Here is a 23,630-nt window from a genome sequence, read left to right on the forward strand (position 1 = left end):
CGGAGGGCATCCGGGAAGTAACGCCAGTCGAGATGTTCCCTCTACTTCTATTGGTCGAAAGACCTGTAAAAGCAAGGAACGTCAGTGACGCTGGAATCCCCTGCGTTTACGCATGGGGAGTGTCAAACAATCAGGATTTTTTTCACAGCGCTATCAACTATTGAATGCAGGGTTCTGGCTTAGATGTAGTTTACTACAGCAGGTAACTAGACAATTACTGATAGCGCATTACCGTTAACGAGTCTTTGAACTGGATGAATCCACCTTTGAACTGGGTTAACGAGTCTTTGAACTGGATGAATCCACCTCTGAACTCCGTCAACGAGTCTTTGAACTGGATGAATCCACCTCTGAACTCCGTAAACGAGTCTTTGAACTGGATGAATCCACCTCTGAACTCCGTCAACGAGTCTTTGAACTGGATGAATCCACCTTTGAACTCCGTCAACGAGTCTTTGAACTGGATGAATCCACCTCTGAACTCCGTCAACGAGTCTTTGAACTGGATGAATCCACCTTTGAACTCCGTAAACGAGTCTTTGATACTCGTGAATTCACTTCAGAACTCCGTGGACGAGGCTTTGATACTCATGAAAATGACAGCAATTTTCACAAGCGTGGAATACACATAATTGTAGGGGCACAATATATTGTGCCCCTACAGGTGTACTCTATTCAATTGGAAACCGTTGTAATCCTTAGCCGGATGCGACCTAATTAATCTTAATGTCCGGTTTTTTCTTGGCAACTTGCGTTTAAATCAAAACTTTGACATTCTGTAGCTTCCAGTAATTGCCTAACCGTATCACCAGGCTGACAACTCATCAAAGTTGCCCCCATCGCAGCCAGTGTAACAACAGTAGCTAGTCCCAACCAAGTAGCTTGTTTTCTAGGTTTGATTGTCCTGATTAAATTATCTATCCCAGTGGCACTACCAATAACCTCAATTGACCCAAGTGCTTTTAAAGCAACAGCTGCATTAGCATAACGACGTTTCCGTTTGCGTTCCACCATTTTCATCAACCACCGCCGGAAACGCGGACTGATTTGAGGAACTAATTGCTGGAAATTAAAGCGATAGTTATCATCAATTAATTTCCCAATCTCAACAGAACGGGTATTAGTAAGTAAGCAAATCAGTGTTGCTCCTAAACTATATAAATCTGATGCCTCAGTCAGGGAATGACCAAACTGTTCCTCTGGTGGCATAAAACCTGGGGTTCCTGCTACAAAGCTGCTCAGAGCTACTTTTGCACCCTGTATTCTAGCCAAACCAAAATCAACCAGATAAGCATTTAGTTGCTCATCTACCAAAATATTCTCTGGCTTAATATCCCGATGAATAATTGGCGGAATTTGCTTTTGTAGATAAACCAAAATCTCTAAAATTGACAAAGCAATTTGCTTTATTTCTTCTGAATTAAAGCTGCTCGTTAAGCCTAAAGATGGGGCATTTTTGTATTCCTGCACCAGATAAAAAGCCCCTGGTATTTCAAAAGAATCTATATAGCGAGGGATGCGAGAATGATTGAGTTGCTGCAAAATTTCGATTTCGCGCTGATATGCTTTTACACCAGACAAATCAGCATCCGCACGAGCAAAACAAAACTCTTTAATCACCACCTGTTGCTTAGAGTTGAGGACATTAGCTAAGTAAGTAATGCGTCCCCCTTCTCGGTTGCGTCCTAGTTCGCTGATAACTTGATAGCCTTGTTTGGAAAAATCTGGATGGTGATTTAAGGGAATTACCCCTTTATGTCCATTACGCACATCAAGCTCCATTACAGACCATACGAGTTTGATTCTGTCAAGGTGCAATTATAAAGATTAAGATCCACTCACCCAGATTGTTAGCCCCATTTCTACCCTGCATGGGTCAAGGCGCATCAGCAGAAAGTGTCTTTGCATTTGCGTCTTGGCGCAAAATTCTTAACTTTGCGCTAGCCAATCGACAATCTGGGCATTAACAATATCTGGAACTTCATCGTGGGGACAATGACCGGCATTGGGAATGGGAACAATTTTGATTTCTTTGCCATTCTCACGCGCCTCTTCGTAAATCTTTGCCCCGGTAATTGGTGTCCAAGGATCGTCAGCACCCCAAATTACTAATAAAGGACGTTCTACTTTGGGCAAAAGTTCCTCTGGGCTTGGGCCAGGAGGGGCTGTGAGAATGGAGGCGAATACTTTTTGCGCTCCTGGGTCGCAAGAGGGAGTATAAAGTAAATCGACTAATTCATCGGTGACGGCTTCACGGTTCCGGTAAACTTGGTAGAGGGTGCGGCGAATTTGGGCTTTTTGGCGGATGCGGTTATAAACAAATTTACCTGTGATTGGCGATCGCACAAACCGATTAAAAGTTGACATCACAATCCGTAGTGGCGGGTTCAATTCGTGGGGACGATGACTCAAGCCACCCGCAGAGTTAATTAAAATACCACCAGCAGCAATTTCTGGATGTTCTACCAGTACAATCAAGCTCAAAAGTGCGCCGATGGAGTTGCCAATAAATACAGCAGGTTCGTGTATGTGTGCTGTGCAGAAATCTTTTAGCAGTTCTACCCAAACTTCCACACTGTAATCAATCGGCGCTTTATCGGAACCGCCAAAACCTAAAAGGTCTATAGCAAACACCTGGTAGCCAGCATGAGCTAAAACTGGGATATTTTTGCGCCAGTGTCCAATGGAAGCACCGAAGCCGTGAACCAGTACCAGAGGGCGTCCTGTACCCATGACAGTGTACTGGATTTTGTAGCCCTGCCAAGTCCAAATGAATTTTTCAAAAGCGTCTTGGGTTGCAAGCTGTTGTGTAGTTACAGTCATTAATAAGATTCATAAAGTGTTTCTTAAATCATAGTACTGGCACACATATCTTTTGGTATGAAAGTCAAGGGTTAAGGGTCAAAGGTCAAAAAACTCTAAACTCTTGACTCTTGACTCTGGACTTTTGCCTTATACTTAGTGCTTTATTAATCAAAGAAACAAGCAATTGCTTGCCCAAAACACTAAAATGAGTGCGCGATATACCGAAATGAGTAATACCAATTCTGTATGAAGATGCGCTAAAAAATATTTAAGTATAAGAAAGAATAAAGAGAAACGAACCGCAAAGGACGCAAAGGACACAAAGAAAGAAAGAAAGAAAGAAAGAAGTTAAAAGGGTTTGGCGCAGCCTCACAAAGAAATGGTATAAGCAATCACAGGTTTGAGTAAGCAATATGCCTTTTTACTTGCTGAATCTACCGAAATGAGAAAGCAAACTGGGGTTTGAGAAAGCAATATGCCTTTTTACTTGCTGAATCTACTGAAATGAGAAAGCAATCACAGGTTTGAGAAAGCAATATGCCTTTTTACTTGCTGAATCTACTGAAATGAGAAAGCAATCACAGGTTTGAGAAAGCAATCAAGCATTTTGAGTAAGCAATATGCCTTTTTGCTTATTGAATATGAAGTTTTGAGAAAGTAATATGCCTTTTTGCTGATTAAATTATGAATTTAAGTTAAACCAGTTGCGTCTCTAGCTTGCTTAACTGTAAAATTAATTTCCTGACCATAGGAAATCTCTAGTGTATGACCATCTGGGTCTCGAAGATAAGCCCAATAACCAACCGGAGGGCCCCAGTCATTTGGCCCAGCCAGCAGTAGCCCTTCTGCGCGTGCCTGATCACATAGGCGAGTAACTTCCTCACGATTCTGATAAGCTACCCCTAGATGGGATTGTGGTAACAGTGCGCCTTCTACTTTAGCTTCTTTAATTAAGACAATCACAAAAGGTCTGGTCAGGTCACTAATCCAAGCAACATCTACTTGAGTTGTTTGATCAGTGCGACGATGCACGACTGTCATCTGAGCATACTTTGCATAAAATGAGATACTTGCATCAACATTAGTGACTGCAAGTGCTATGTGGGTAAAACCAAGATCAGACATCAAGAAAACTCCGTGTGTAGACTTAACCGGACGAATGTAGGTATTGGCCTGAGGGCTTACTAAGAAAGCTGACACGATTGATAATGAAGGTAGGCGTTATCTTCACAAATTTTATGTTTTTAACTTGGTTCGACAGCAACTCTTGGCTGCTGGAAATCGGCAGGAAACGAATACTAATTGACCCTTGGCTGGTTGGTTCGTTAATTTTCAGCAATTTGGATTGGTTATTTAAAGGCTCGCGATCGCAAAATCGCCCAATACCAGATAACATTGATCTGATTCTGCTGTCTCAAGGTTTAGAAGACCACGCTCATCCACCAACGCTTAAATTACTTGATCACAACATTAAGGTTGTAGCTTCTCCCAATGCTGCCAAGGTTGTACAGCAGTTAGGTTACACCCAAGTAACAGTATTGGCTCATGGTGAAACTTTCACTTTAAATAATCAAATTGAAATTAAGGCTTTTCCAGGCTCTCCAATTGGCCCCACTCTGGTAGAAAATAGTTATCTCCTCAAAGAATTGGAGAGTGGTTTAACTGTATACTACGAGCCTCACGGGTATCATTCCCCAGAACTTCAGCAAGCTGCACCTATAGATGTAGTCATTACACCCTTTATTGACATGACGCTACCTTTGCTTGGGTCGATTATTAAAGGACAAAATAGTGCTTTAGAAGTAGTAAAGTCGTTACAGCCTCAAGTAATATTACCTACTGCGGCAGGTGGTGATGTGTCGTTTGAGGGATTGCTGATGAAATTGATTCAGACTAAAGGAACTGCTGAGGAATTTCGTTCGTTACTTGAGAAAAACAATCTTTTGACGCGGATACTTGAGCCAAAACCAGGCGATCGCTTTGAACTACCATTAGAAAAACGAGCATTAGCAATCTAAGTTTAAGAGTAGATACTGGTTGCCATATTGCTGAACCCCACCCCCAACCCCCTCCCCGCAAGCGAAGAGGGGGCTATGATCTATGTCATTTGATTAGGAAAAGCTATAGCGTTTGTGCAACTTTTTAATCAATATATGTTTACCTTACGTTGGGTACTTATGCCATTTCTTTGTGAGGCTGCGCCAAACCCTTTTAACTTCTTTCTTTCTTTCTTTCTTTGTGTCCTTTGCGTCCTTTGCGGTTCGTTTCTCTTTATTCTTTCTTATACTTAAATATTTTTTAGCGCATCTTCATACAGAATTGGTATTAGGATTTCTTAAAGAAAATTGTCTCATAGTTTGCCATCAGACTATGGTTAAAAATTAATAATATGGACTTGCCAATTATTTACCACCCAGATTACATTGCCCCGCTACCTGAAGGACATCGTTTCCCGATGTCTAAGTTCCGACAACTCTACGAATTGCTGTTAGCTGATGGTGTAGCGAATCAAGAGCAATTTCACACCCCCGAACGTCCACCGCTAGAATTGATAGAATTAGTCCACACTCCAAGCTACGTTCAAGCTTACTATGAGGGAACCCTAGATTCCAAAGCACAGCGTCGCATTGGTTTGCCTTGGAGTCCAGCATTAGCGAATCGTACTTGTGTGGCGGTAGGTGGTACGATACTGACTGCTAAACTGGCACTAAGTCAGGGTTTAGCTTGTAATACGGCTGGTGGAACCCATCATGCTTTTCCTAGTTATGGATCTGGTTTTTGTATTTTCAACGATTTAGCGATCGCCTGTCGCGTTTTACAAAAATTCGGACTTGTCGAAAAAATCCTGATTGTAGATTTGGATGTGCATCAAGGAGACGGCACCGCTTTTATCTTTCAAGACGACGACAGCGTTTTTACTTTTTCCATGCACTGCGAAGTCAATTTCCCCGGTACTAAACAAAACAGCGATTTGGATGTTCCTTTGCCGATGGGAATGGAGGATGATGCTTATTTACAAACTTTAGCGAATTATCTATCAGATTTATTATCTAAAGTCAAGCCAGACTTAGTATTTTATGATGCAGGTGTTGACCCTCATATAGGCGATCGCTTGGGCAAATTGGCCTTAACTGATGCTGGCATTTTTCGCCGGGAAATGCAGGTTTTGAGTACCTGTATGAGTAGCGGTTATCCAGTCGCCTGCGTCATTGGCGGTGGTTATGCTGATGACATGAAATCTTTAGTTTGGCGGCATTCTCTGTTGCATCGGGCCGCTAGCGAAGTTTACCATCAGTACAAACTATAGTCATTTAACGGGTAATAGTAACCGAAATCGTAGAGTTTTTAAACGCAGAGGAACGCAAAGTAAACGCAAAGGTACGCAGAGTATTACCAAATTTAATTTGTAGCAAATGGGACTAAAATCAACTTTGCGCTCCTCTGCGCTTACCTCTGCGCGACGGCAGTCGCTACAACGGGGGGAACCCCCGCAAGGCGCTGCCTCCCCTCTGCGTTTAAAGTTAAACCCTCAATTGTCCTTGAAAATTTTGTTGGCAAAGGCAGTACTGGATGAACAACGGCAAACTCAGAATCTACGAACTAGCAAAAGAATTGAATTTAGATAGCAAGAAGCTATTATTAATTTGCGACAAGCTCAAAATTGTAGTCAAAAGCCATACCAGTACAATATCAGAATCCGATGCAGAACGTATTCGTTCAGTAGCAAATAAGCTAACAGCAAAATCCTCGAAAACTAAAACAAACTCTGAAGATTGGGGCTATATGTTTATAGCTTCAGCAATTGATAGTTTCATCCGCCATCTTGAAAGTGAAGCTGCCCTGAAATCATATCCCGAATTTAGGGAGCGGCGCGATCGCGCCAATGAGTTAATGTATGAATGTGTCGGTAAAAAGCCTTCTCTATTTTATGTGCGTCGCAAAGGTGCGGGGAAAGAAGCAAGAGAAGAAATTTGGGATTTGACAATAGCAACAGACTCGGATGATTTTCCATTAGCCGCAAGACTTGAGAAGCTTAGAAAAACATTAGGATTTAGAGCGGCTGTACCAAAAGATGGACGCGGCGGTATAAAAATACTTTCGGCTCAGTTGTTACAACCCTCACGGGGACACGCTGATAGCTATGCTATACCTTGTCGCTTGCGTTTGCTACCTAATCATCAGCATCATCTCGACATTCCACCCGCAACATTGAAACGCATCGCAGCCGCGCCAGTTTGTGGTGAAAATGTGCCCACAGAAGATCAGCTTAAAGCTTGGAAAGCATTTTTGCAAATTGAGGAAAAAATCGCTAAAGCACGTCAGTTTTGTGTGCGTTACGTAAGTCATAACTATAACTTCAAAAGACGAATCAGTTTTGAAATAGATGTAGCTTCAGCCACCCTTGACGGGTTTTATCAAAATTCTCTTGATGTAGAAAACTTTTGGGAACGAGCAAGACGCACAAAAAACGAAGATTTAAAGCTTTTTGAAACTGCTCCCGTCGGCAAAAATTGGATTAGTGGTCGTCAATTAGGGACTGTTGAGGAAGTTGACCCCAACCGTTGTATTATCAGTCTCAGGCTAGAACGTGACTTAGCTGAATTCATGGCAACAGAGCGTTATAAGTTGCCAGATACCGGATTTTTGTGTTTTGAAGCAGTTGGTGATATTCAGCAGATTCAGCGCAAGAAAAAAGCTTTAGATGATTTAAATAATGGTTACACCCAAAATCCATATTTGGGTAACTTTTTATTCGATGCTTCCCAGGCTAGGCAAATCAAAACAACTATCGAACTTCAACCACAGGATTTGTTATTATCTTCTGCTAATCCTGGTCAAAAAGCAGCAGTAGAAAAGGTACTTGCCGCTAAGGATCTTGTTCTTATCCAAGGGCCACCAGGTACTGGGAAAACTACCGTAATTGCCGAGATTTGTTATCAAATTGCGCTTCGCGGTGGACGTACCTTAATCGCATCTCAAGCCAATTTAGCAGTAGATAACGCCCTGAGTCGATTAGTTCACAACCCCGTGATTCGGGCTGTAAGAAAAGGTAGAGCCGAGAAAGTTGGCGAAGAAGGACAGCCATTTTTAGAAGACCAAGTGATTGGCAGATGGCTAGAAAATACAGCTTATGATTGTGAAAATAATCTGACTCAACGGCTCGAAAACATCCAAGTTTTCAGTCAATTACTCGCATCATCACAAAGATTTACAGCCTACTTCCAAGCAGAGGAAGAATTCAACCAGCAACAAATTAAATTCAATAAAAATAAGTTAAAAGTAGAGAACGACTTTAAAAATAAAGAAAAATCTTACAACGAAACCGTAGAAAAGCAGAATGAGCTTGAATCCCTAATTGCAGGACTGGGAAATATACTAAATACTGCACCAAATATAAACTGGGAAGCTCCAGAAGTTACAGATTTTTTGCCGCTTCTTAAGCCATACACAGAAGGTAACAGTTTAGTAGAAGAATTTTTAGCAAATGTTCGTCAAACTATCAAATATACTGATGAACTTGGCTTTGTGCGTCCGGCGCTTGGTGCTTTTGGTTTAGCGGTTTGGTTGCGTGAAACTGTAGCAAGAGAAATTTCTGGATTTAAAACAGCTTTGACTTCTGCTCAAAATGCAAGTAAAGCTATATCAGAAGTTGCAGCATCAGTACAGATTGTTCAACAGAATTTCGCCTCGTTAAATCAGCTACAACCAGATTATCATAAATATCTTGCCAAACTGCAAAACATACAGCAAACAATCCAGATATGGGAAAACCGCAAACGCGAAATAGATTATATTATTTCAGCAGTTAAGGAATGGAAATCTACAGCACCTTCTCATCTTTATCAAACTTTGAAAGATTGTCAACAATCAGGTTTACCACTAACAGAAAATTTAGTGGACTTGCCGTTAGGTTTGTTGATGTTTGCGAATACCTTGAAATTACCAATATTACCAAAAGTTTACAAAATTAATCTGCCAGAATGGGAGTTATTGACAAAGGCGATCGCTTATGAAATAGACGGTAATTTTACTGACAGACGGGGTAAACAGCATAATTTTAGTTATTTTTTACAACAAAATTTTAGTCAGATTCCAATGGTGCTATCAAAGAGCGATCGCACCCAATGGCAAGAAACCTATCAACAGTTTAACAATTATCAGCTACTCAACCCAAAACAGCGAAAATTACTGGTTGAAAATACCCAGGTTTTTTTAATTAGAATGCAAAGGACTTATGGTGCATCATGGGAATGGAATAACATCGACTCTACTCTCACCCGGATTACACAAGAATTGCTAGATACTATTCTTGTAAATGCACGTCAATGCGTTTTAAAAGTAAAAACAGAAACCGATCAACAACTTCAGCATCTGCAACGCCAATTAAATGAACTTCAAAAAAATGAAGTTAGCCAGCAGCAAATATCCATTACTCAAGCTGAAGCCGAAAAAGCACAGCAAGACGCTAATTTCCAACTTGGACAAGTTATTAATATTTTACAAGAACTTAACCAACAAAACATACCTGCTAAATTACGCATTTTAACTGAAAAATATCTCGCAACACAATCAAATATTTGGGAGCAGCCGCAAGAATTTTCAAATCAAGTTAATTATTGGGAAAGTTCTATTAGTCAACTTGAAACCTTAATTTCATTATTAGAACCTTTTGCTGTGCTGGAGATGATTAAAAATTCTCTCTATGAGCATTTATCAAAGGTACAACAAGAAACTGAAACTTCCCTACAGCAGCTTCAAAAATTACAAATTAGCCTACGCGAAATAGAACAAAAATTACAACCACAGCCATCAGTAAGTTTAATAGAAGAAAGAAGCTGGTGGTTGACAGAATGGCAAAGAATACCGGATAAATTTAAACCAGACAAGTTTGCTAATGACTTGTTTAATATAGAGTTATTACGCAGCATAAATATCAGCTTTGAATCTTGGCAACAGCAATTAAAAAAAGATGAAGATTATCTCAATAAATATCAAAAGTTTGTACAAGATTGGATTGAAAAATTAAGACAGCCAAATGAACGCGACCGCGACGATTTAAGGCGCATATATTTAGATAATGCCAATGTCGTCGGTATCACTTGTGTTCAAGCTGCAAATAGAGGTTTTTCGGAAGAATTCAAATCTTTCGATGTTGTGATTATTGATGAGGTTAGTAAGTGTACTCCGCCAGAATTACTAATCCCAGCTTTGAAAGGCAAAAAGTTAGTCATGGTAGGCGATCATCGGCAATTACCACCCATGCTTGATACTAGCACTTTGGAAGAAGTTGCTCAAACAATTGGCAACACACGAGATGAACTACAATTTTTAGAAGAATCACTATTTAAAAGCCAGTTTGAATCTGCTGATGAAAGCATCAAACAAATGCTAACTACACAATATCGAATGCATCCATTTATTATGGGAGCAATCAATCAGTTTTATGACGGTAAACTAGAATCTGGTATTTTGGAACCTGACACAAAACGCGCACATCATTTAGCAGACGAAATTATCCAAGAATCTCAGCATCTTATCTGGGTAAAAACGCCTATTGAGAATCATTTTTTAGAGCAAAGAAATGGAACTTCTTACTTTAATACTCAAGAAATTGATGCGATTGAACGTCTGTGTCAGCAGTTCGAGACGACTTGGGCTTCTAGAGTTGCTAAAGGTGAACCGAAAAAAGAAATTGCCGTAATTACATTTTATGGCGCTCAATTAAGAAAAATTGATGAACGCCTGCAATCTGATCTTTTCCCTTCATTAGAAATTCGTACTGGTACAGTAGATAGATTTCAAGGTATGGAACGACCTGTTGTAATTGTTAGTATGGTTCGCAACAATAGCAAAGGAGATGTGGGATTTGCGAAGAAGCCAGAACGGGTAAATGTTGCATTTTCTCGCGCTCAAGAACTCTTGATAATTGTGGGTTGTCATAATTTGTTTACCCATCAAGCAGGTAAAGTCGGAAGTATGTATTCTGAAGTTTCAAATATTGTAAGTCTTCATGGAGGTTTCGTTGATGTTTCTCGCCTCTTCAGCTAAACCTATTGATGACAACCTCAAGAATTGTGTAACTGAAATCTTGCACCAGTTTCAACAACCGCCTCATAATGAATTCTGAGGCTAATAGCTAAAGTTTTCTAAAGAAGACTGAGGAGTGGAGTTGAGCTATCAGCCCAGAATGTTAATAAATATATCATTAATCAGTATAGTTCTTTACTTAGACAACTATCAAGCTGTACTCTTTTTAATTATCATTATCATACAATTTTTATACAATTTTTTGACAGCTTATAATATCAGCACCATACCACAAAATGTTACTTATGTAACCCTAAATACATATAGCATCATCTGGTATAGAAACTATGTAGACAATCGTGTAGAAACAAGGGTGAGCTATCAAACCCGAATGACCCCACGCCAGAAACAACGTATCGGGATACTGACAATCCCGAACTTTCCTAGAATTATCTTTTCAGACTCAGCAATAGATGAATAGTAAATAAAAACATACTATGTTAGAAAATAGAATCAATAGAAGAACTGTTCTTCACGGTGCTATCACCTTGACAGGAACATTGGCAGCTGTCCAACTTGCCTCCGCTATGAAAGTACAGGCGCAGTCTACTTCATTAAGTCAACGTAAAGGGATTTTGTTAGCGGTAGATTTACAAAATGGCTTTTTGATCACACCTGAATGTGAAGCGGTTGTGCTAAAGGTAGTTAATAATGCTAGTAAGTTTCATCAGGTTTGGGCAACTCGCTTTTTTAACCGGAATCCTAACTTTTCACGTCAACTCAACTGGAACGAGATGGTGTCTGGACAGGAAACAGAGCTTTCTAAAACCTTAATTCCGGTTGTCAGCAAAACGTTTGATAAACCTTCATATTCTCCAATTTCATCTACCTCGCTCCAAGTAAATATTATATCCCGTTTTATTTTTTCTCATGCTCATGCTCCTACTTCTTTTGTGATGTCATCTGCCCTGCTCCAAGCACTGCAAAATAATGCTATTACTACAGTCGCAGTGTGTGGAGTTGATACAGACGCTTGTGTGATGGCTACAGCTTTAGGACTCTTTGATGCTGGATTTGAGACGTTTATAGTATCAGATGGCTGTGCTTCTAGTGGTGGGCAGGAATATCATGAAGCGGCGATTAAGATATTGAAACGCAATATTGGAGAGAAATATGTGATTTCTTTTAGCGAATTACCTGCAATGTTGTCTTAGTGTATAAGAGGGTGTTTGAAAAGTTATGAGTGGTAAAAATTTATGCTAAACGCTTCACCATGATGCAAATCATAGCAAGATAGATACTCGAATTATTTGAAAAGTGGTTTTGTTGTTAATTAAAGGCTTAGGTGAGAAACAGCAAATATAAAAAAGGGAGAAAAAGTAATTTTTAAGCTCCTAAAAAGAAGTTACAATTAACAAACTGCCCTCCAAAACTGATTATTTCTCATTTAGAAACAGACTGGAGACTTTTATGACCCCAGCAGCGATCGCTACACCCACAAAAGAATCACCCCTTTTGTTTGAAGGACTGACTTGGAGAGAATTCAAAGCAGTTGAGCAGTTATTAGACCGTCCAGGATATCGGCTGTCTTTCCTGGATGGTGTTTTGGAGATCCGAAGAATGCCTGGAGAACCCCACGAAACCGTTAAGAAGAGAATTGCCGCATTGTTAGAACTTTACCTGCTCATGGCAGGGTTTGACTTTACTCCAACTGGATCAATGACCTTAGAAAGTGAATCGGGTGCTGTCAAGCGAGAGGCGGATGAATCTTATAAACTTGCCCCTGGTCGAGTGCGTCCCGATTTGGCAATAGAGGTGGTGTTTACCAGTGGCGGTATCAACAAACTGGAGGCATACAAGCGGCTGTTGATTCCAGAAGTGTGGTTCTGGGAAGATGGAGTGTTAGAAGTTTATCACCTGCAAAAAGAAGGCAACGCACTTCACTATGAAAGAGTTTCCAGTAGTGAGGAGGTTAAAGGTATCGATCTGGATTTGTTGTTACGCTGCATTAATATGGTGAATCATGTTGATGCTATCAAGACTTTTCAGCAAGCGCTTCAGAAATAGCTGACGATTTCTGTAAACCTATTACAGTTCTTCAATTAGAATTTTAACGGTAACACGGTACAATCCAGAGGAACTTTTATTGTTACCAACGCGGATTAAGGATGGAAGCAAATTTTCTGACGGCTGTTTTTCTGCCCCTAGCTCTATTTATTATCATGTTAGGCATGGGGTTAACCTTGACCCTAGAGGACTTCAAGCGAGTTATAATCTATCCCAAAGCGGTGGTGATTGGCTTAGTAGCGCAGTTGATTATGTTGCCGATTGTGGGCTTTGGCATTGCGTCGGTGTTTCCCCTTGACTCACAATTAGCGGTAGGCGTAATGATTTTAGCAGCCTGTCCCGGTGGCGCTACTTCTAATATGATTACGTTTTTGGCTGGGGGTGATGTTGCTCTTTCTGTGACGCTAACAGCTATTAGCAGTTTCATTACGGTTTTTACGATTCCTCTGGTAGTAAATTTGTCAATGCAGAGATTTTTAGGTGAAAGAACAACGTTACAGTTACCTTTCTTAAGTACTGTTTTGCAGATTGCGGTGATCACACTTCTACCTATAGCAATTGGGATGATAGCCAAGCGGTATGCACCCGGATTGGCAGACAAGGCAGATAAACCTGTGAAGTGGCTATCTTTATTTTTCCTGGCGGTGGTAATTACTGGAGTGCTGTTGCGAGAACGGAATAATTTTATTTTTTATGTAATAGATGTGGGCTGGGCAACTCTGGTTTTGAATGTGGTTGCAATGGCTTTAGGTTTTGCGATCGCAACCTTAACCCGATTAGGAGAAAAAAGCGTTACGGCAATTACCATAGAAGTAGGAATTCAAAATGGGACTCTGGCGATCGCGATCGCTTCTACGCCTACGTTGCTGAATACTCCCACAATGGCCATTCCTGGGGCAATTTATGCTCTGCTAATGTTTGTAACCGGCGCTGGATTTGCTTGGTGGGCTAGTCGTCGCCAAGGCTTATTGAAAACATAAAAGTAGTTTGCCTCATTGCCAAGTCTGGTTGTCCAGTGGTTGAAAGTATCTCCATACAAGCTACATTTTCATTCCTTTGTTAACTTGTAAAGTGGAATAGGAATTCAAAGAGAGCATCAAGAACATTCATGTACGTACTAATTGGTGGAGCAGGCTTAGTGGGCTTAAGTTTGGCGCAAAAACTGGTAGAACTGGGACATACTGTTGCCGTAATTGACATTGACCCTATCGCTTGCCGCTATGCCCGTGAACAAGTAGGAGCAATGGCTTTTGAAGGCAGTGCTGTAAGTACAGAAGTATTGTTAGAAGCGGGGATTCGCAAAGCCGATTCTTTGAGGCAGCAAATTCTAATCAGTCAAAACTCAGAGGTTCACTCACGAAGCTCAGAGGTTCATTGACAAAGCTCAGAGGTTCATCGACAAAGCTCAAAGGTTCACTCACGAAGCTCAGAGGTTCACTCACGAAGCTCAGAGGTTCACTCACGAAGCTCAGAGGTTCACTCACGAAGCTCAGAGGTTCACTCACGAAGCTCAAAGGTTCACTCACGAAGCTCAGAGGTTCATCGACAAAGCTCAAAGGTTCACTCACGAAGCTCAGAGGTTCATCGACAAAGCTCAGACTATCCCCAGTTCCCAATCTTTAATCATCTTCAAGCTTCAACAATTGTTCATCAAGATTTTGTATCCGTCCGCGCACAATTTCTTCCGAGAGAATTCGCTTCCGCATTGCCTCATTGAGCGCTCCTTTTTCTGCTAGGAGTAAACGCCGGCGAATGGCATCAAGTTTACTGCTGCTGCCACTTCTGCCTTCCACCTCATCAGGGCGACGATTATAAAGTTCCCGCAGTGTCTTTTCTGCACCAGCAATTCGCACCTGATAAGCTGAACGCATCTCTTCATAAACGGCTTTTGGTAACACCCCTGATTTCAACAGAACGGCAATAATACCACTGGAAAGCACAGCTCCAGGCCCAGCTAATAGGGCAATTGGTTTAAAGGTGCTGCGTAGGCGGCTGACATCTGTATTAATACCAGCTTCAAAGATCAGAATTGGCAAAAAAAGATTCAAAACAAGGGTTGGATTTAAACCAATTGGACGAGACAATAACTCAGTGATGGGCAAACCTGCTAATACTAAACCCGTAACATAAGGGATTCGTAACCTCCGTGACAGCAGAGCTACAACTGTAGCAAGCAGCAAGAGAATAATTGAAACTTTGACTAATTGAGTTACATCCACTATTACGTTCTGAAAAGTTATTTGGACTTTAGTAATGCTACATTAGCAACTTCAGGGTGTGGGTTCGGAACAGGGAATTTCTTCCACTTGACGGAAGAGGCACAGCGCAGGGTGCAGGGGAGACAAAACCTATTCCAAATGGCAGAAAATGCGTAGGGATAACTTACCATCGTTTACACCATTTTTTAACCGAAGCTCCCTGTTCTAGTTCCCTCCCTATTCACTCAGCAGCATGGACAAGTCGGGAGTATGTACTCCGAAGTTTCAAATATCGTGCGTCTACATGGAGGTTTCGTTGATGTTTCTCGCCTCTTCTGCTAAACCGATTGATGAAAATCTCAAAAAATTGGTAGACGAAATAGAAGCACAAAGTCCTAGTTTATCAGTTTTAGCAGCGCGTCAATTTCGCTATAGCTTAAGTCAAACTTCTATAGAAGTAAATATTAAGGAACCCCGCCAGTTTAACGTACTTGAAGAATTTATTATCCGCGCCGCTATTGAATTTCAACCTCCGCCAACAGAGGATGAATTAGCATCTGTACTTGGGCTTGATTCTGTATTTATTAAAACTACTACTACAACTCTTCGTTCCTTACAAACTCTATCACCAACATCGCCACTAACAGTTACTCCTGAAGGTCGCTCATTTTATGAAAAAGGGTCTGTACCACAGCCGCCATATCCTGTACAAATTTATGCTATTACAGACCCTTTAAGCGACAAGATAACCTTTCAATCTGAATCCTTAAATGAGACAACGATAACTTTGCCTGACTTAGCAGACTTTATCGCTATTGATCGTACAATTGCTGATATCTCTTCCTTACCCCTTGAGGAAATCCAAAAAAGTATTCAAGCTTCAGGTTTAGCACTTCATGTACCAGAAGAGGGAAAAATCGTAACTTCCTGTAGGGTACTAGCTTCGACTCAAAAAATTTGGAGAAAAATATCGCTTTTCGTTGTCTTTGATGCTCTTGAAGATAAATTGACCATTCAAATAAGAAATGGAAAGCAAATTTTAGAGTCAGCATCAAATTGGTTAGAAGTGCTACACACTGAAGGTAAAATATCTTTGCAAACATTATGCAAATTGTCAACCGAAACCATCAATTTTGAACGTGAAGCCATTCTCAAGCAGAAAAATACTGAAATAGAAGCTAGACTCGAAAAGATTCGCCAAAAGGCGCTAGAAGCTGCCACAAAAGCTACTGGTGAGGGAGATAACTATAAAGCGTTAGGTGAAGCCGTACAGTTACGCGATGGACAAATTAACCTAGCTTTTTCAGAAGTTTTAAATTCGGCTAAAAGTCAGATTCTAATCTATTCTCCTTGGGTGAATCAGGCAGTTGTAAATGAAAAATTTTTAACTTTGTTACAGAAATTAGCTAATCATGGAGTTTGGATTTTAATTGGACATGGAATTGCGCGGCGACAAGAAGATGAAGATAAACTAATTCCACCAGAAGTAGAGAAAAAACTTCGAGCGATCAAAACACCTGATGGTTTACCATCTGTACAGGTTTTTTGGTTGGGAGATTCCCATGTTAAAGAAGTAATAGTTGATAAAGAAATTCATCTTTGCGGATCTCATAACTGGTTATCCTATCGCGGCGATTACCTACCACGAGGTGAGTCAGTTTATAAAGTTACAATTCCACATCAAGTTCAGGAAGCTTATCAATTTCTCGCTAATCGCTTCCAAAATCACGCTAAAAAATTATGGGTAAATGCTCTAGAAAACCGCGATTATAAACTTGCTATAGAGTCTTTATGTGTGTGGGGTACGCTAGGTATGGAAGATATTGCACTCAAAGAGATACACAAAAATAATTGGTTTGAACTTCTGCCTGTATGGTTGAATGTAGCGCTACAGGGGTTAAAGTCTAAAAATTTATCAGGTAATTCAGCAAGTTTTAAAACTGCACTTTCGTTACTGAGTCAAGTTTCTATTGAAGAGGCTTTTATTGAGCAATTGCAACAGGGATGGCGTAAAGTTATAGGCGCGATCGCAATTAATAATCCCAAAACTGCTTTAAACTTACTTAGTGATGAAGTCTGGGCGCAGTTTCTACGCCTCAATATTGCCCAAAAGAGTGATTCACCTGATAATTTTATTTCGCAATATACCTAAACTCAAACAAACATAGTACGGAAGTTTGAGGTTGAAATTAACTGTTTGAAATAACCAAAATTCTGAACATACATGATGCCGAACTATACACTGCGTAAATTCAACTAGTATATTTCTCATACTTCAGTAGTAAGTAATAATTCTCCGAAAGACAGCCAATAAATCCGTCGTCCTGATTTGGTATGAATTATCAACAAAATGATTCTTAACCTTTGATTGACTTAAAGATAGATCCAGAGATTCGTCTGATTCGATACAATTTATAGGCAGAGAGAGCCGAGGAGAACAAGGTGGTTTTATTAAAAGGCTTTGAGATTGAGATGTACACTGGCACACCTCAAGGTGAAATCGTCGGTCTCTCCGACAAAATTGTTGCGGATTTGGATGGATTTATGCGGGAGCCAGATAGCCGCAACGTGGAATACATAACTCAACCATCCCCTAATTACGAAAATTTATTGTGTGCTTTGCTGCGTCCCCGGCGGGTGTTACGAAGCTACCTCAATCGTTTGGGCAATTACACCCTGATACCGGGGAGTACTTTATCTTTGGGTGGGAGCGATGGCTTTCTCCGTTCCGATCCAGCAAACCCCTATCATGATTACATTGAAAACACCTACGGTACGAAAGTAGTCACCGCCAGTGTACACATCAATGTAGGCATCAGCGACCCAGAAGTATTAATGCGGGCGTGTCGGGTGATCCGTATGGAAGCACCTCTATTTCTCGCCCTCAGCGCCTCATCCCCCTTCCTAGATGGCAAAGCTACTGGCTATCACTCCACCCGTTGGGGCGTATTTCCGCAAACGCCTAGCCATGTACCGTTATTTGCCAGCCACGCCGATCATATCCAGTGGGTGGAAGATCAACTCGTTGCCGGAACCATGCAAAACGTGCGGCATTTGTGGGCATCAGTACGACCAAATGGCGATCGCCGTCCTTATGACCTAAATCGCCTAGAATTGCGAATTTGCGATTTAGTCACAGATCCTATTGCCTTGCTAGCCATTACTGCCTTATTAGAAGCGCGTTTGTTGCAAATAATCGAAAATCCCAGCATTGATCCGTTAACTCAAAGTACCTTCTCTGGCGAAGAACTCGTCACCCTGACTGCTGACAACGAAGCTGCTGCTGCTGCTGGTAGTCTCGATGCTCAGTTGAAGCATTGGCAAGATGGCAGAAGTATCCTAGCCAGAGATTGGATTTCTGAAATGTACCAAGACGTTTGGGCGATCGCTAAACAACAAGGCTTTGGCTGTTTCCTTTCCCCTTTGCAAAAAATCCTCCGCGAAGGTAATGAAGCTCAACAGTGGTTGCAATTACACGCAGTCGGTTTTGACAGCCATCGCGTCATCACCCAGGCTATTGTCGCTACGCAAGAACGCGAAATCGAACTCGAAGACAAATTATGTTCGTCCCTCCTGGCTTAACTCAAGGGGCATTGGGCATTGGGCATGGGGCATTGGGCATGGGGCATTGGGAAAACACTTTGTTTATCCCCTTGTCCCCTCATCCCCTCACTCCCAATACGCTTCGGTTAAGGCAAGAGACTGATTATTGTAAAGACGGCGATTTATCGCGTCTCTGTGATCTAGGGCGTGTCATTAAAAAACCTTATCCGAACCGTATTGCCCCCACTCCCCACTCCCCACTCCCTACTCCCCTCTTCAGACAAATGGTAGATTTTCTTGGAGACACTACTAGCCCTAAAAGACATAAGCCCTTTCTATTTCCACATAAAACTTAATATTTATTGATTTTAACCAAACATCCTCTCAGGCATTGCTCTGGGAGGGTTTGCGCTTCGTTTTAAAAATCTAATTGATAGAGGATGCTTGATTATTATTAACAAAACCTATGAATCGCCTCTACCCTTTGGTAGATTTAACATTGACAATAAATTTTTTTATACAATACGTAAATTATACAGACGATGCCCCAGGTAGTTTTAGTTAACCCGCAAATTCCTCCTAATACAGGCAATATTGCCCGTACTTGTGCAGCTACGGGTACAGAGTTGCATTTAGTGGGCCCTTTGGGGTTTGAAATTAGCGATCGCTACCTCAAAAGGGCTGGCTTAGATTATTGGCCTTACGTCAAGCTGCACTATCACGAATCGCTAGAAGCCTTTAAAACCGTACATCAGGAGCGTGGAGGCAGATGGTTGGGTTTTACTGTCGGTGGAAATTGTAATTATGTCAGCTTTCAGTTTCAAGCTCATGATTGGTTGCTGTTTGGTAGTGAAACTACCGGCTTACCACCAGCAATTCTGTCAGATTGTGATGCTACTCTCTATATTCCCATGAGCCAACCGGGGGTTCGCAGCTTGAACCTGTCAGTCAGTGTAGCAATTAGCTTATTTGAAACCCGTCGTCAGTTAGGCTATTTACAATAGCTGTTTACCTTGATTACCATAAGTATATTTACTTGTAATATTCCCAGATATCTATTATACGAACGATTTCTGGCAGCAAAAATTTTCTTGATTACTGCAATAATATGTAAAATAAGATACCTAAAATTGGGTTATTTACTAAATTGTAGTGGAAGATACTTACAAGAAGAGGAAGGTTGTTATAAGAAATTTGTATATAAAACTTGGGATATTGCCAAATTTGAATGATAGATTTTGATGAATTTGAAACATCCTAAATTGGGGAACAAAAGGGCTAAACCCCAGTCATATTGAAGATTTGGGCCATTTTAGTTCCAGCAACGCTAGAAAGTAGCCCCAAAGTAGCCGATAGATCATACGGTTGTTTTTTAGGGAATAATCAACGTAAAGTCTCGTGTTGAGAAGACTGATTGGGTAGAAATATCTTGAAGATATCTACAGTGGGGGGCATCACTTTTCCAGAAGTCGCAGCAATTTAATTCTCGGCAGCGACTATGGACTTGGCAAATAGTTTGTCCAGTCCCCGCGATTGACGCAAGACAAGCGCGGACAATGGTAAAAAGTAAAACGTCCTAAGTGGTGTGAGGAGTGGTTCGGACAAGTAAACACAGCAAAATTTAAGTTTTGCTAATGCGTGTGAACTTGTTTAAATCAGAGAAGCAGGTTAATCTTGCGTAAGCATCTCTGGTGAATGTGATCTTGATCTATCATTCGTTGTGATCTAAATCATTGACTAGTATCCAACTGAAAAATCGAGGTCAGTTAAGCGCTAGTGATCATAGGAGGTCGTCTTTGAAACGAGCATTAAAAAAGAGAGTAAAAGCTGTGTTGAACAATAACCCCAACAGCGATGATGCCCCGGTAGAACTGCTAAATGTGATAAATCCAAAAGTTAACCGCCGGGTGCGGACAAAAGCCGCCATGATTGGCTTGGCAATCTCTATGGGAGCAACCAGCCTTTTGGTGACTCGACAAAGCGATCAAGCCCAAGCAGCAGTGCCTGTAGGTAGCCAAAAGGCAACCTCAAGGATTCCTGCTGTTCCTGACACTGAGGTGAAATTCGCCTCCACAAAGCTGGAGTCCCAAGCAGTCTCATCAGCGAGCGTGCCGGAAAATCCTGTTATCGTGGAACCAACGGCAGTCTCACAAGTGCCTGGGCTTGAAGCTAAATGGCAAGTCGCGGCAAATGGAATGTCTTTGCAAGTTCCTGCATCAGAAAGATTTTCTCAAGGAACAGCAGGTTATAAAAATTCCACCTACCTGAAGCCCCAAGTGGCACAGGGATTGAACAATACCTTAGCCGAAACTAGTTTCCCAACAGGAAATAATCTGTCTGACTATAGTGCTGATGGTGCTGTTAGTACAAATGCATCACTAATTGCCCAGCCACAAACAGTGGCAACGTCAACCGCAGCCAACAGTGAAATAAATGCACAACTTAAGGCGCAACAAGAGTTCGCACTGAATCGTTTACAAGAAAAATCGAACCGTTTAAGAAATAGTCTGGCACAGTTGCGGTCTGGCGAAACCAAAGATTTATCACAAGCTGATATGGGGTTGGCTGCGCCAACGACTGTAGTTGAGAAGACTGTATTAGCCCAGTCGGATACTTCTGGCGATGCAAGCAAAGCGAAGTTGATATCGAAGTTAAAACAGAACACACAGACGACTGCACTGACACCAGCTAAACCAACAGTTATTGCGTCCTCGACTCGAACAGCATACGAAGTTAAGCCTGGAGATACACTAGCAGCGATCGCCAGCAGATATAACACTTCCGTATCAGAACTAGTCAAGGCAAATAACCTCAATAATCCAAATGAACTGAAAATTAGTCAACAACTAATTATTCCTGCTGTTCAAATTGAGGCAACTGTAGCAAGTAACCCCACTGTAGCGAGTACTACTTTTGTAGAGTCCAGCAAAGCTCCAAAAGTAGCTACCTCCCCTGTAAATATTGGTAGTGCCAACTCATATCTACCTAGTTCACAATCACCAACTATTGCCGACAACAGTAACATTACCGTCCCTACACCGGTAACTGTTCAGATTCAGGCAAATAGTGCGACCGACTTAGAAACAGCCCCCCCTACAGCTAGTTCTTCTGGCGTCGGTGGTGACATTCCAATGCCAACAGCTTTTGCCGAAATGCAACAGCCTAAAACACCAGCAAATAGGGTAGCAAGGGTAAACAATAACAAGAATGACCGTTTGCGGGGCTTACAAGCGGAAATCCAGAGATTACAGCAGAAATATCGCGCTCAACAGTCTGGAAACTTAGTTGTGTCAGCAGCAGCTACCGAAACAGATAATGCTGCGATGCTCACTCCTATTTCTACTCCCAATAATTTCACTGCACCTAACTCTGCCGTTCGACCGAATAGTGTAGCGATCCAAATTCCAGTTCCTACACCGATTCAGTCTAATTATACTGCTCAACCAATTAAGACCCAATTCCGTACTACTGTACGCCCTAGCGAAGCAGTAAACCCAGAGTTCTTGCCTAATCTAGGTTCTGCTAGTCAGTGGACTCCCCCCCGCACTCCATCTGCTACAAAGGTCGCAACGCCTCCTGGAAAAGTAAATGCCTCTGACTCCTTAGGAAAGATGCAGGGAACTACAGTTTCTCCACAGATAGTACCGCCTTTGGCAGCAGTGGATCAATATTTGCCCAGACCCATTGACGAACTTACACCTCCTCCATCTTCCTCAACCATAGCTTACACATGGCCGGCGAAAGGTACTCTCACCTCTGGCTATGGCTGGCGCTGGGGTAGAATGCACAAAGGAATTGACGTTGCTAACTCCACTGGCACGCCAGTTGTTGCCTCAGCTGAGGGGACGATAGAAAAAGCAGGCTGGAACAATGGTGGCTACGGCAACCTTGTGGAAATCCGTCATCCTGATGGCAGCACGACTCGCTATGCTCATAACAGCAAGATTCTGGTGCAACCTGGTCAGCAGGTGAATCAAGGAGAAACAATTGCTTTAATGGGTAGTACTGGTCACAGTACTGGGCCACACACCCACTTTGAAATCCATCCATCAGGCAAGGGTGCTGTTAACCCAATAGCTATGTTACCGGATCGCCTGTAAATCTTGGCTGTCTGTAACTAAGTTATTACCTTGTTAATTGAGGGAGTTTACCTCCCTCTTTTGCTTTTTATGACCTTAATAGGGATGAAAGCTGTAAGAAAATTGCAAAAATCCTAGTCTTGAGCAAATTTGTATGCTATACTAGGAGGTGATTTAAAGATAATATGGCTCAGTAGCTCAGTTGGTTAGAGCACGGGACTCATAAGCCTGGGGTCGTTGGTTCAACTCCGACCTGAGCCACTTTAAAAGAACAATAATATAAGCGTTTCAGCTTCTAGTCATGAATAGTACTAGGGAGCTGAATTTCTGTATGAGGCTCTTTTGACTATCAAATGACTATCATTATTCACCTGTCAGGTAGTCATGAAAGTTGGGATTGAAGTCTTTAGAGGTCGTTTAAGATTAAGATTTCCTAGAGTTTTATTCAATGGTAATCAGAAATACTTATCTCTCCATTTAGAGGACACTCCTGAGAATAGAGTGGTTGCTGAGCTTAAGGCACGTCAAGCTGAGCTAGACCTATTAACCTAAGTTGCGAGTTACCAAATACAAATTTACTACTGAATGCAAACACGCACTTCAAAGTGGTGGTTGCGCGTAGCGCAACCACCACTTTGACTCAATCAAAAGTATAAGTGTCGAATCAGCTTAAAGTATTAAATTTAGCTCATCTGATGAATGCTTGTTGGAGGGTAAATGCAAAAATCAATGCTTCAACCTTCAGTAAAAACCCTTCATACGTCACTGCATGAATTGATTTTGGGAATACACAAGTAATGCTACTAAACACTGTTTCAATATCATGTCTAGTATGTTGTTTAATATACTTATTCCACGGTTCATCTTGACGCTTGGAATTTTTTTTACGCATCACTTTCAAGAATATTTG

At 41.5% G+C, this 23,630-nt stretch carries 15 protein-coding genes, 1 tRNA gene and 3 pseudogenes; 13 read left to right on the forward strand and 6 right to left on the reverse strand.

The window, feature by feature from the left end; genetic code table 11:
* Positions 1–254 precede the first annotated feature (254 nt).
* Positions 255–632, forward strand: a complete 378-nt coding sequence (locus LC586_RS33155; protein ID WP_229489719.1) for a hypothetical protein — start codon at positions 255–257, stop codon at positions 630–632.
* A 91-nt stretch (positions 633–723) separates the two neighbouring features.
* On the opposite strand, the gene LC586_RS33160 is transcribed toward LC586_RS33155, so the two are convergent.
* The 3 genes from LC586_RS33160 to LC586_RS33170 form a co-directional block, all read right to left on the reverse strand.
* Positions 724–1,782, reverse strand: a complete 1,059-nt coding sequence (locus LC586_RS33160; protein ID WP_229489720.1) for a serine/threonine protein kinase — start codon at positions 1,780–1,782, stop codon at positions 724–726.
* Positions 1,783–1,929: 147 nt separating this feature from the next.
* Positions 1,930–2,823: an alpha/beta fold hydrolase gene (locus LC586_RS33165; protein WP_229489722.1), complete on the reverse strand. Its 894-nt coding sequence runs from the start codon at positions 2,821–2,823 to the stop codon at positions 1,930–1,932.
* A gap of 672 nt (positions 2,824–3,495) precedes the next feature.
* Positions 3,496–3,930 (reverse strand): VOC family protein, encoded by a 435-nt coding sequence (locus tag LC586_RS33170; protein WP_229489723.1) that lies wholly within the window; start codon positions 3,928–3,930, stop codon positions 3,496–3,498.
* Between the two features lie 113 nt (positions 3,931–4,043).
* On the opposite strand from LC586_RS33170, the gene LC586_RS33175 reads away from it, so the two are divergent.
* The 7 genes and pseudogenes from LC586_RS33175 to LC586_RS33205 all read left to right on the forward strand — a co-directional run.
* The gene (locus LC586_RS33175; RefSeq protein ID WP_229489724.1) at positions 4,044–4,823 is read left to right on the forward strand and encodes an MBL fold metallo-hydrolase; all 780 of its coding nucleotides are present in this window, start codon (positions 4,044–4,046) and stop codon (positions 4,821–4,823) included.
* Positions 4,824–5,194: 371 nt separating this feature from the next.
* Complete coding sequence (locus LC586_RS33180) at positions 5,195–6,112, forward strand: histone deacetylase family protein (RefSeq protein ID WP_229489725.1); 918 nt, start codon at positions 5,195–5,197, stop codon at positions 6,110–6,112.
* 263 nt (positions 6,113–6,375) lie between these two features.
* The gene (locus tag LC586_RS33185) at positions 6,376–10,854 is read left to right on the forward strand and encodes a translation initiation factor IF-2 N-terminal domain-containing protein (RefSeq protein WP_229489726.1); all 4,479 of its coding nucleotides are present in this window, start codon (positions 6,376–6,378) and stop codon (positions 10,852–10,854) included.
* A gap of 476 nt (positions 10,855–11,330) precedes the next feature.
* Positions 11,331–12,047 carry a cysteine hydrolase family protein gene (locus tag LC586_RS33190; RefSeq protein WP_229489727.1) on the forward strand — a complete coding sequence of 239 codons (717 nt, stop codon included), beginning with the start codon at positions 11,331–11,333 and terminating at the stop codon, positions 12,045–12,047.
* A 256-nt stretch (positions 12,048–12,303) separates the two neighbouring features.
* Positions 12,304–12,900: a Uma2 family endonuclease gene (locus LC586_RS33195; RefSeq protein WP_229489728.1), complete on the forward strand. Its 597-nt coding sequence runs from the start codon at positions 12,304–12,306 to the stop codon at positions 12,898–12,900.
* Between the two features lie 101 nt (positions 12,901–13,001).
* Positions 13,002–13,880, forward strand: coding sequence for a bile acid:sodium symporter family protein (locus tag LC586_RS33200; RefSeq protein ID WP_229489729.1), 879 nt, complete (start codon positions 13,002–13,004; stop codon positions 13,878–13,880).
* A gap of 128 nt (positions 13,881–14,008) precedes the next feature.
* Positions 14,009–14,215 (forward strand): annotated as a pseudogene (locus tag LC586_RS33205) (NAD-binding protein); the annotation flags it as partial.
* 16 nt (positions 14,216–14,231) lie between these two features.
* Here LC586_RS33205 and LC586_RS33210 read toward each other — a convergent pair.
* Entirely contained in the window at positions 14,232–14,516 is a 285-nt protein-coding gene (locus tag LC586_RS33210; protein WP_229489730.1) for a hypothetical protein, read from the reverse strand.
* 279 nt (positions 14,517–14,795) lie between these two features.
* Positions 14,796–15,119 (reverse strand): annotated as a pseudogene (locus LC586_RS42855) (cation:proton antiporter domain-containing protein); the annotation flags it as partial.
* 298 nt (positions 15,120–15,417) lie between these two features.
* Between LC586_RS42855 and LC586_RS33220 the strand changes: the two are divergent.
* The 5 genes from LC586_RS33220 (at position 15,418) to LC586_RS33240 (ending at position 22,981) form a co-directional block, all read left to right on the forward strand.
* Complete coding sequence (locus LC586_RS33220) at positions 15,418–17,250, forward strand: phospholipase D-like domain-containing protein (protein WP_229489732.1); 1,833 nt, start codon at positions 15,418–15,420, stop codon at positions 17,248–17,250.
* Positions 17,251–17,540: 290 nt separating this feature from the next.
* Positions 17,541–18,680, forward strand: coding sequence for a glutamate--cysteine ligase (gshA, locus tag LC586_RS33225; RefSeq protein ID WP_229489733.1), 1,140 nt, complete (start codon positions 17,541–17,543; stop codon positions 18,678–18,680).
* Between the two features lie 503 nt (positions 18,681–19,183).
* Positions 19,184–19,645 (forward strand): tRNA (cytidine(34)-2'-O)-methyltransferase, encoded by a 462-nt coding sequence (locus LC586_RS33230; RefSeq protein ID WP_229489734.1) that lies wholly within the window; start codon positions 19,184–19,186, stop codon positions 19,643–19,645.
* Positions 19,646–20,437: 792 nt separating this feature from the next.
* A complete protein-coding gene (locus LC586_RS33235) occupies positions 20,438–22,741 on the forward strand; it encodes a peptidoglycan DD-metalloendopeptidase family protein (protein WP_229489735.1) in 2,304 nt (767 codons plus the stop codon).
* A 166-nt stretch (positions 22,742–22,907) separates the two neighbouring features.
* Positions 22,908–22,981 (forward strand) — tRNA-Met (locus tag LC586_RS33240).
* 427 nt (positions 22,982–23,408) lie between these two features.
* Here the strand turns inward: LC586_RS33240 and LC586_RS33245 are convergent.
* Positions 23,409–23,630 (reverse strand): annotated as a pseudogene (locus LC586_RS33245) (IS982 family transposase); the annotation flags it as partial.

It is taken from the genome of Nostoc favosum CHAB5714, from assembly GCF_020829495.1.
GTDB classification, from domain to species: domain Bacteria; phylum Cyanobacteriota; class Cyanobacteriia; order Cyanobacteriales; family Nostocaceae; genus Nostoc; species Nostoc favosum.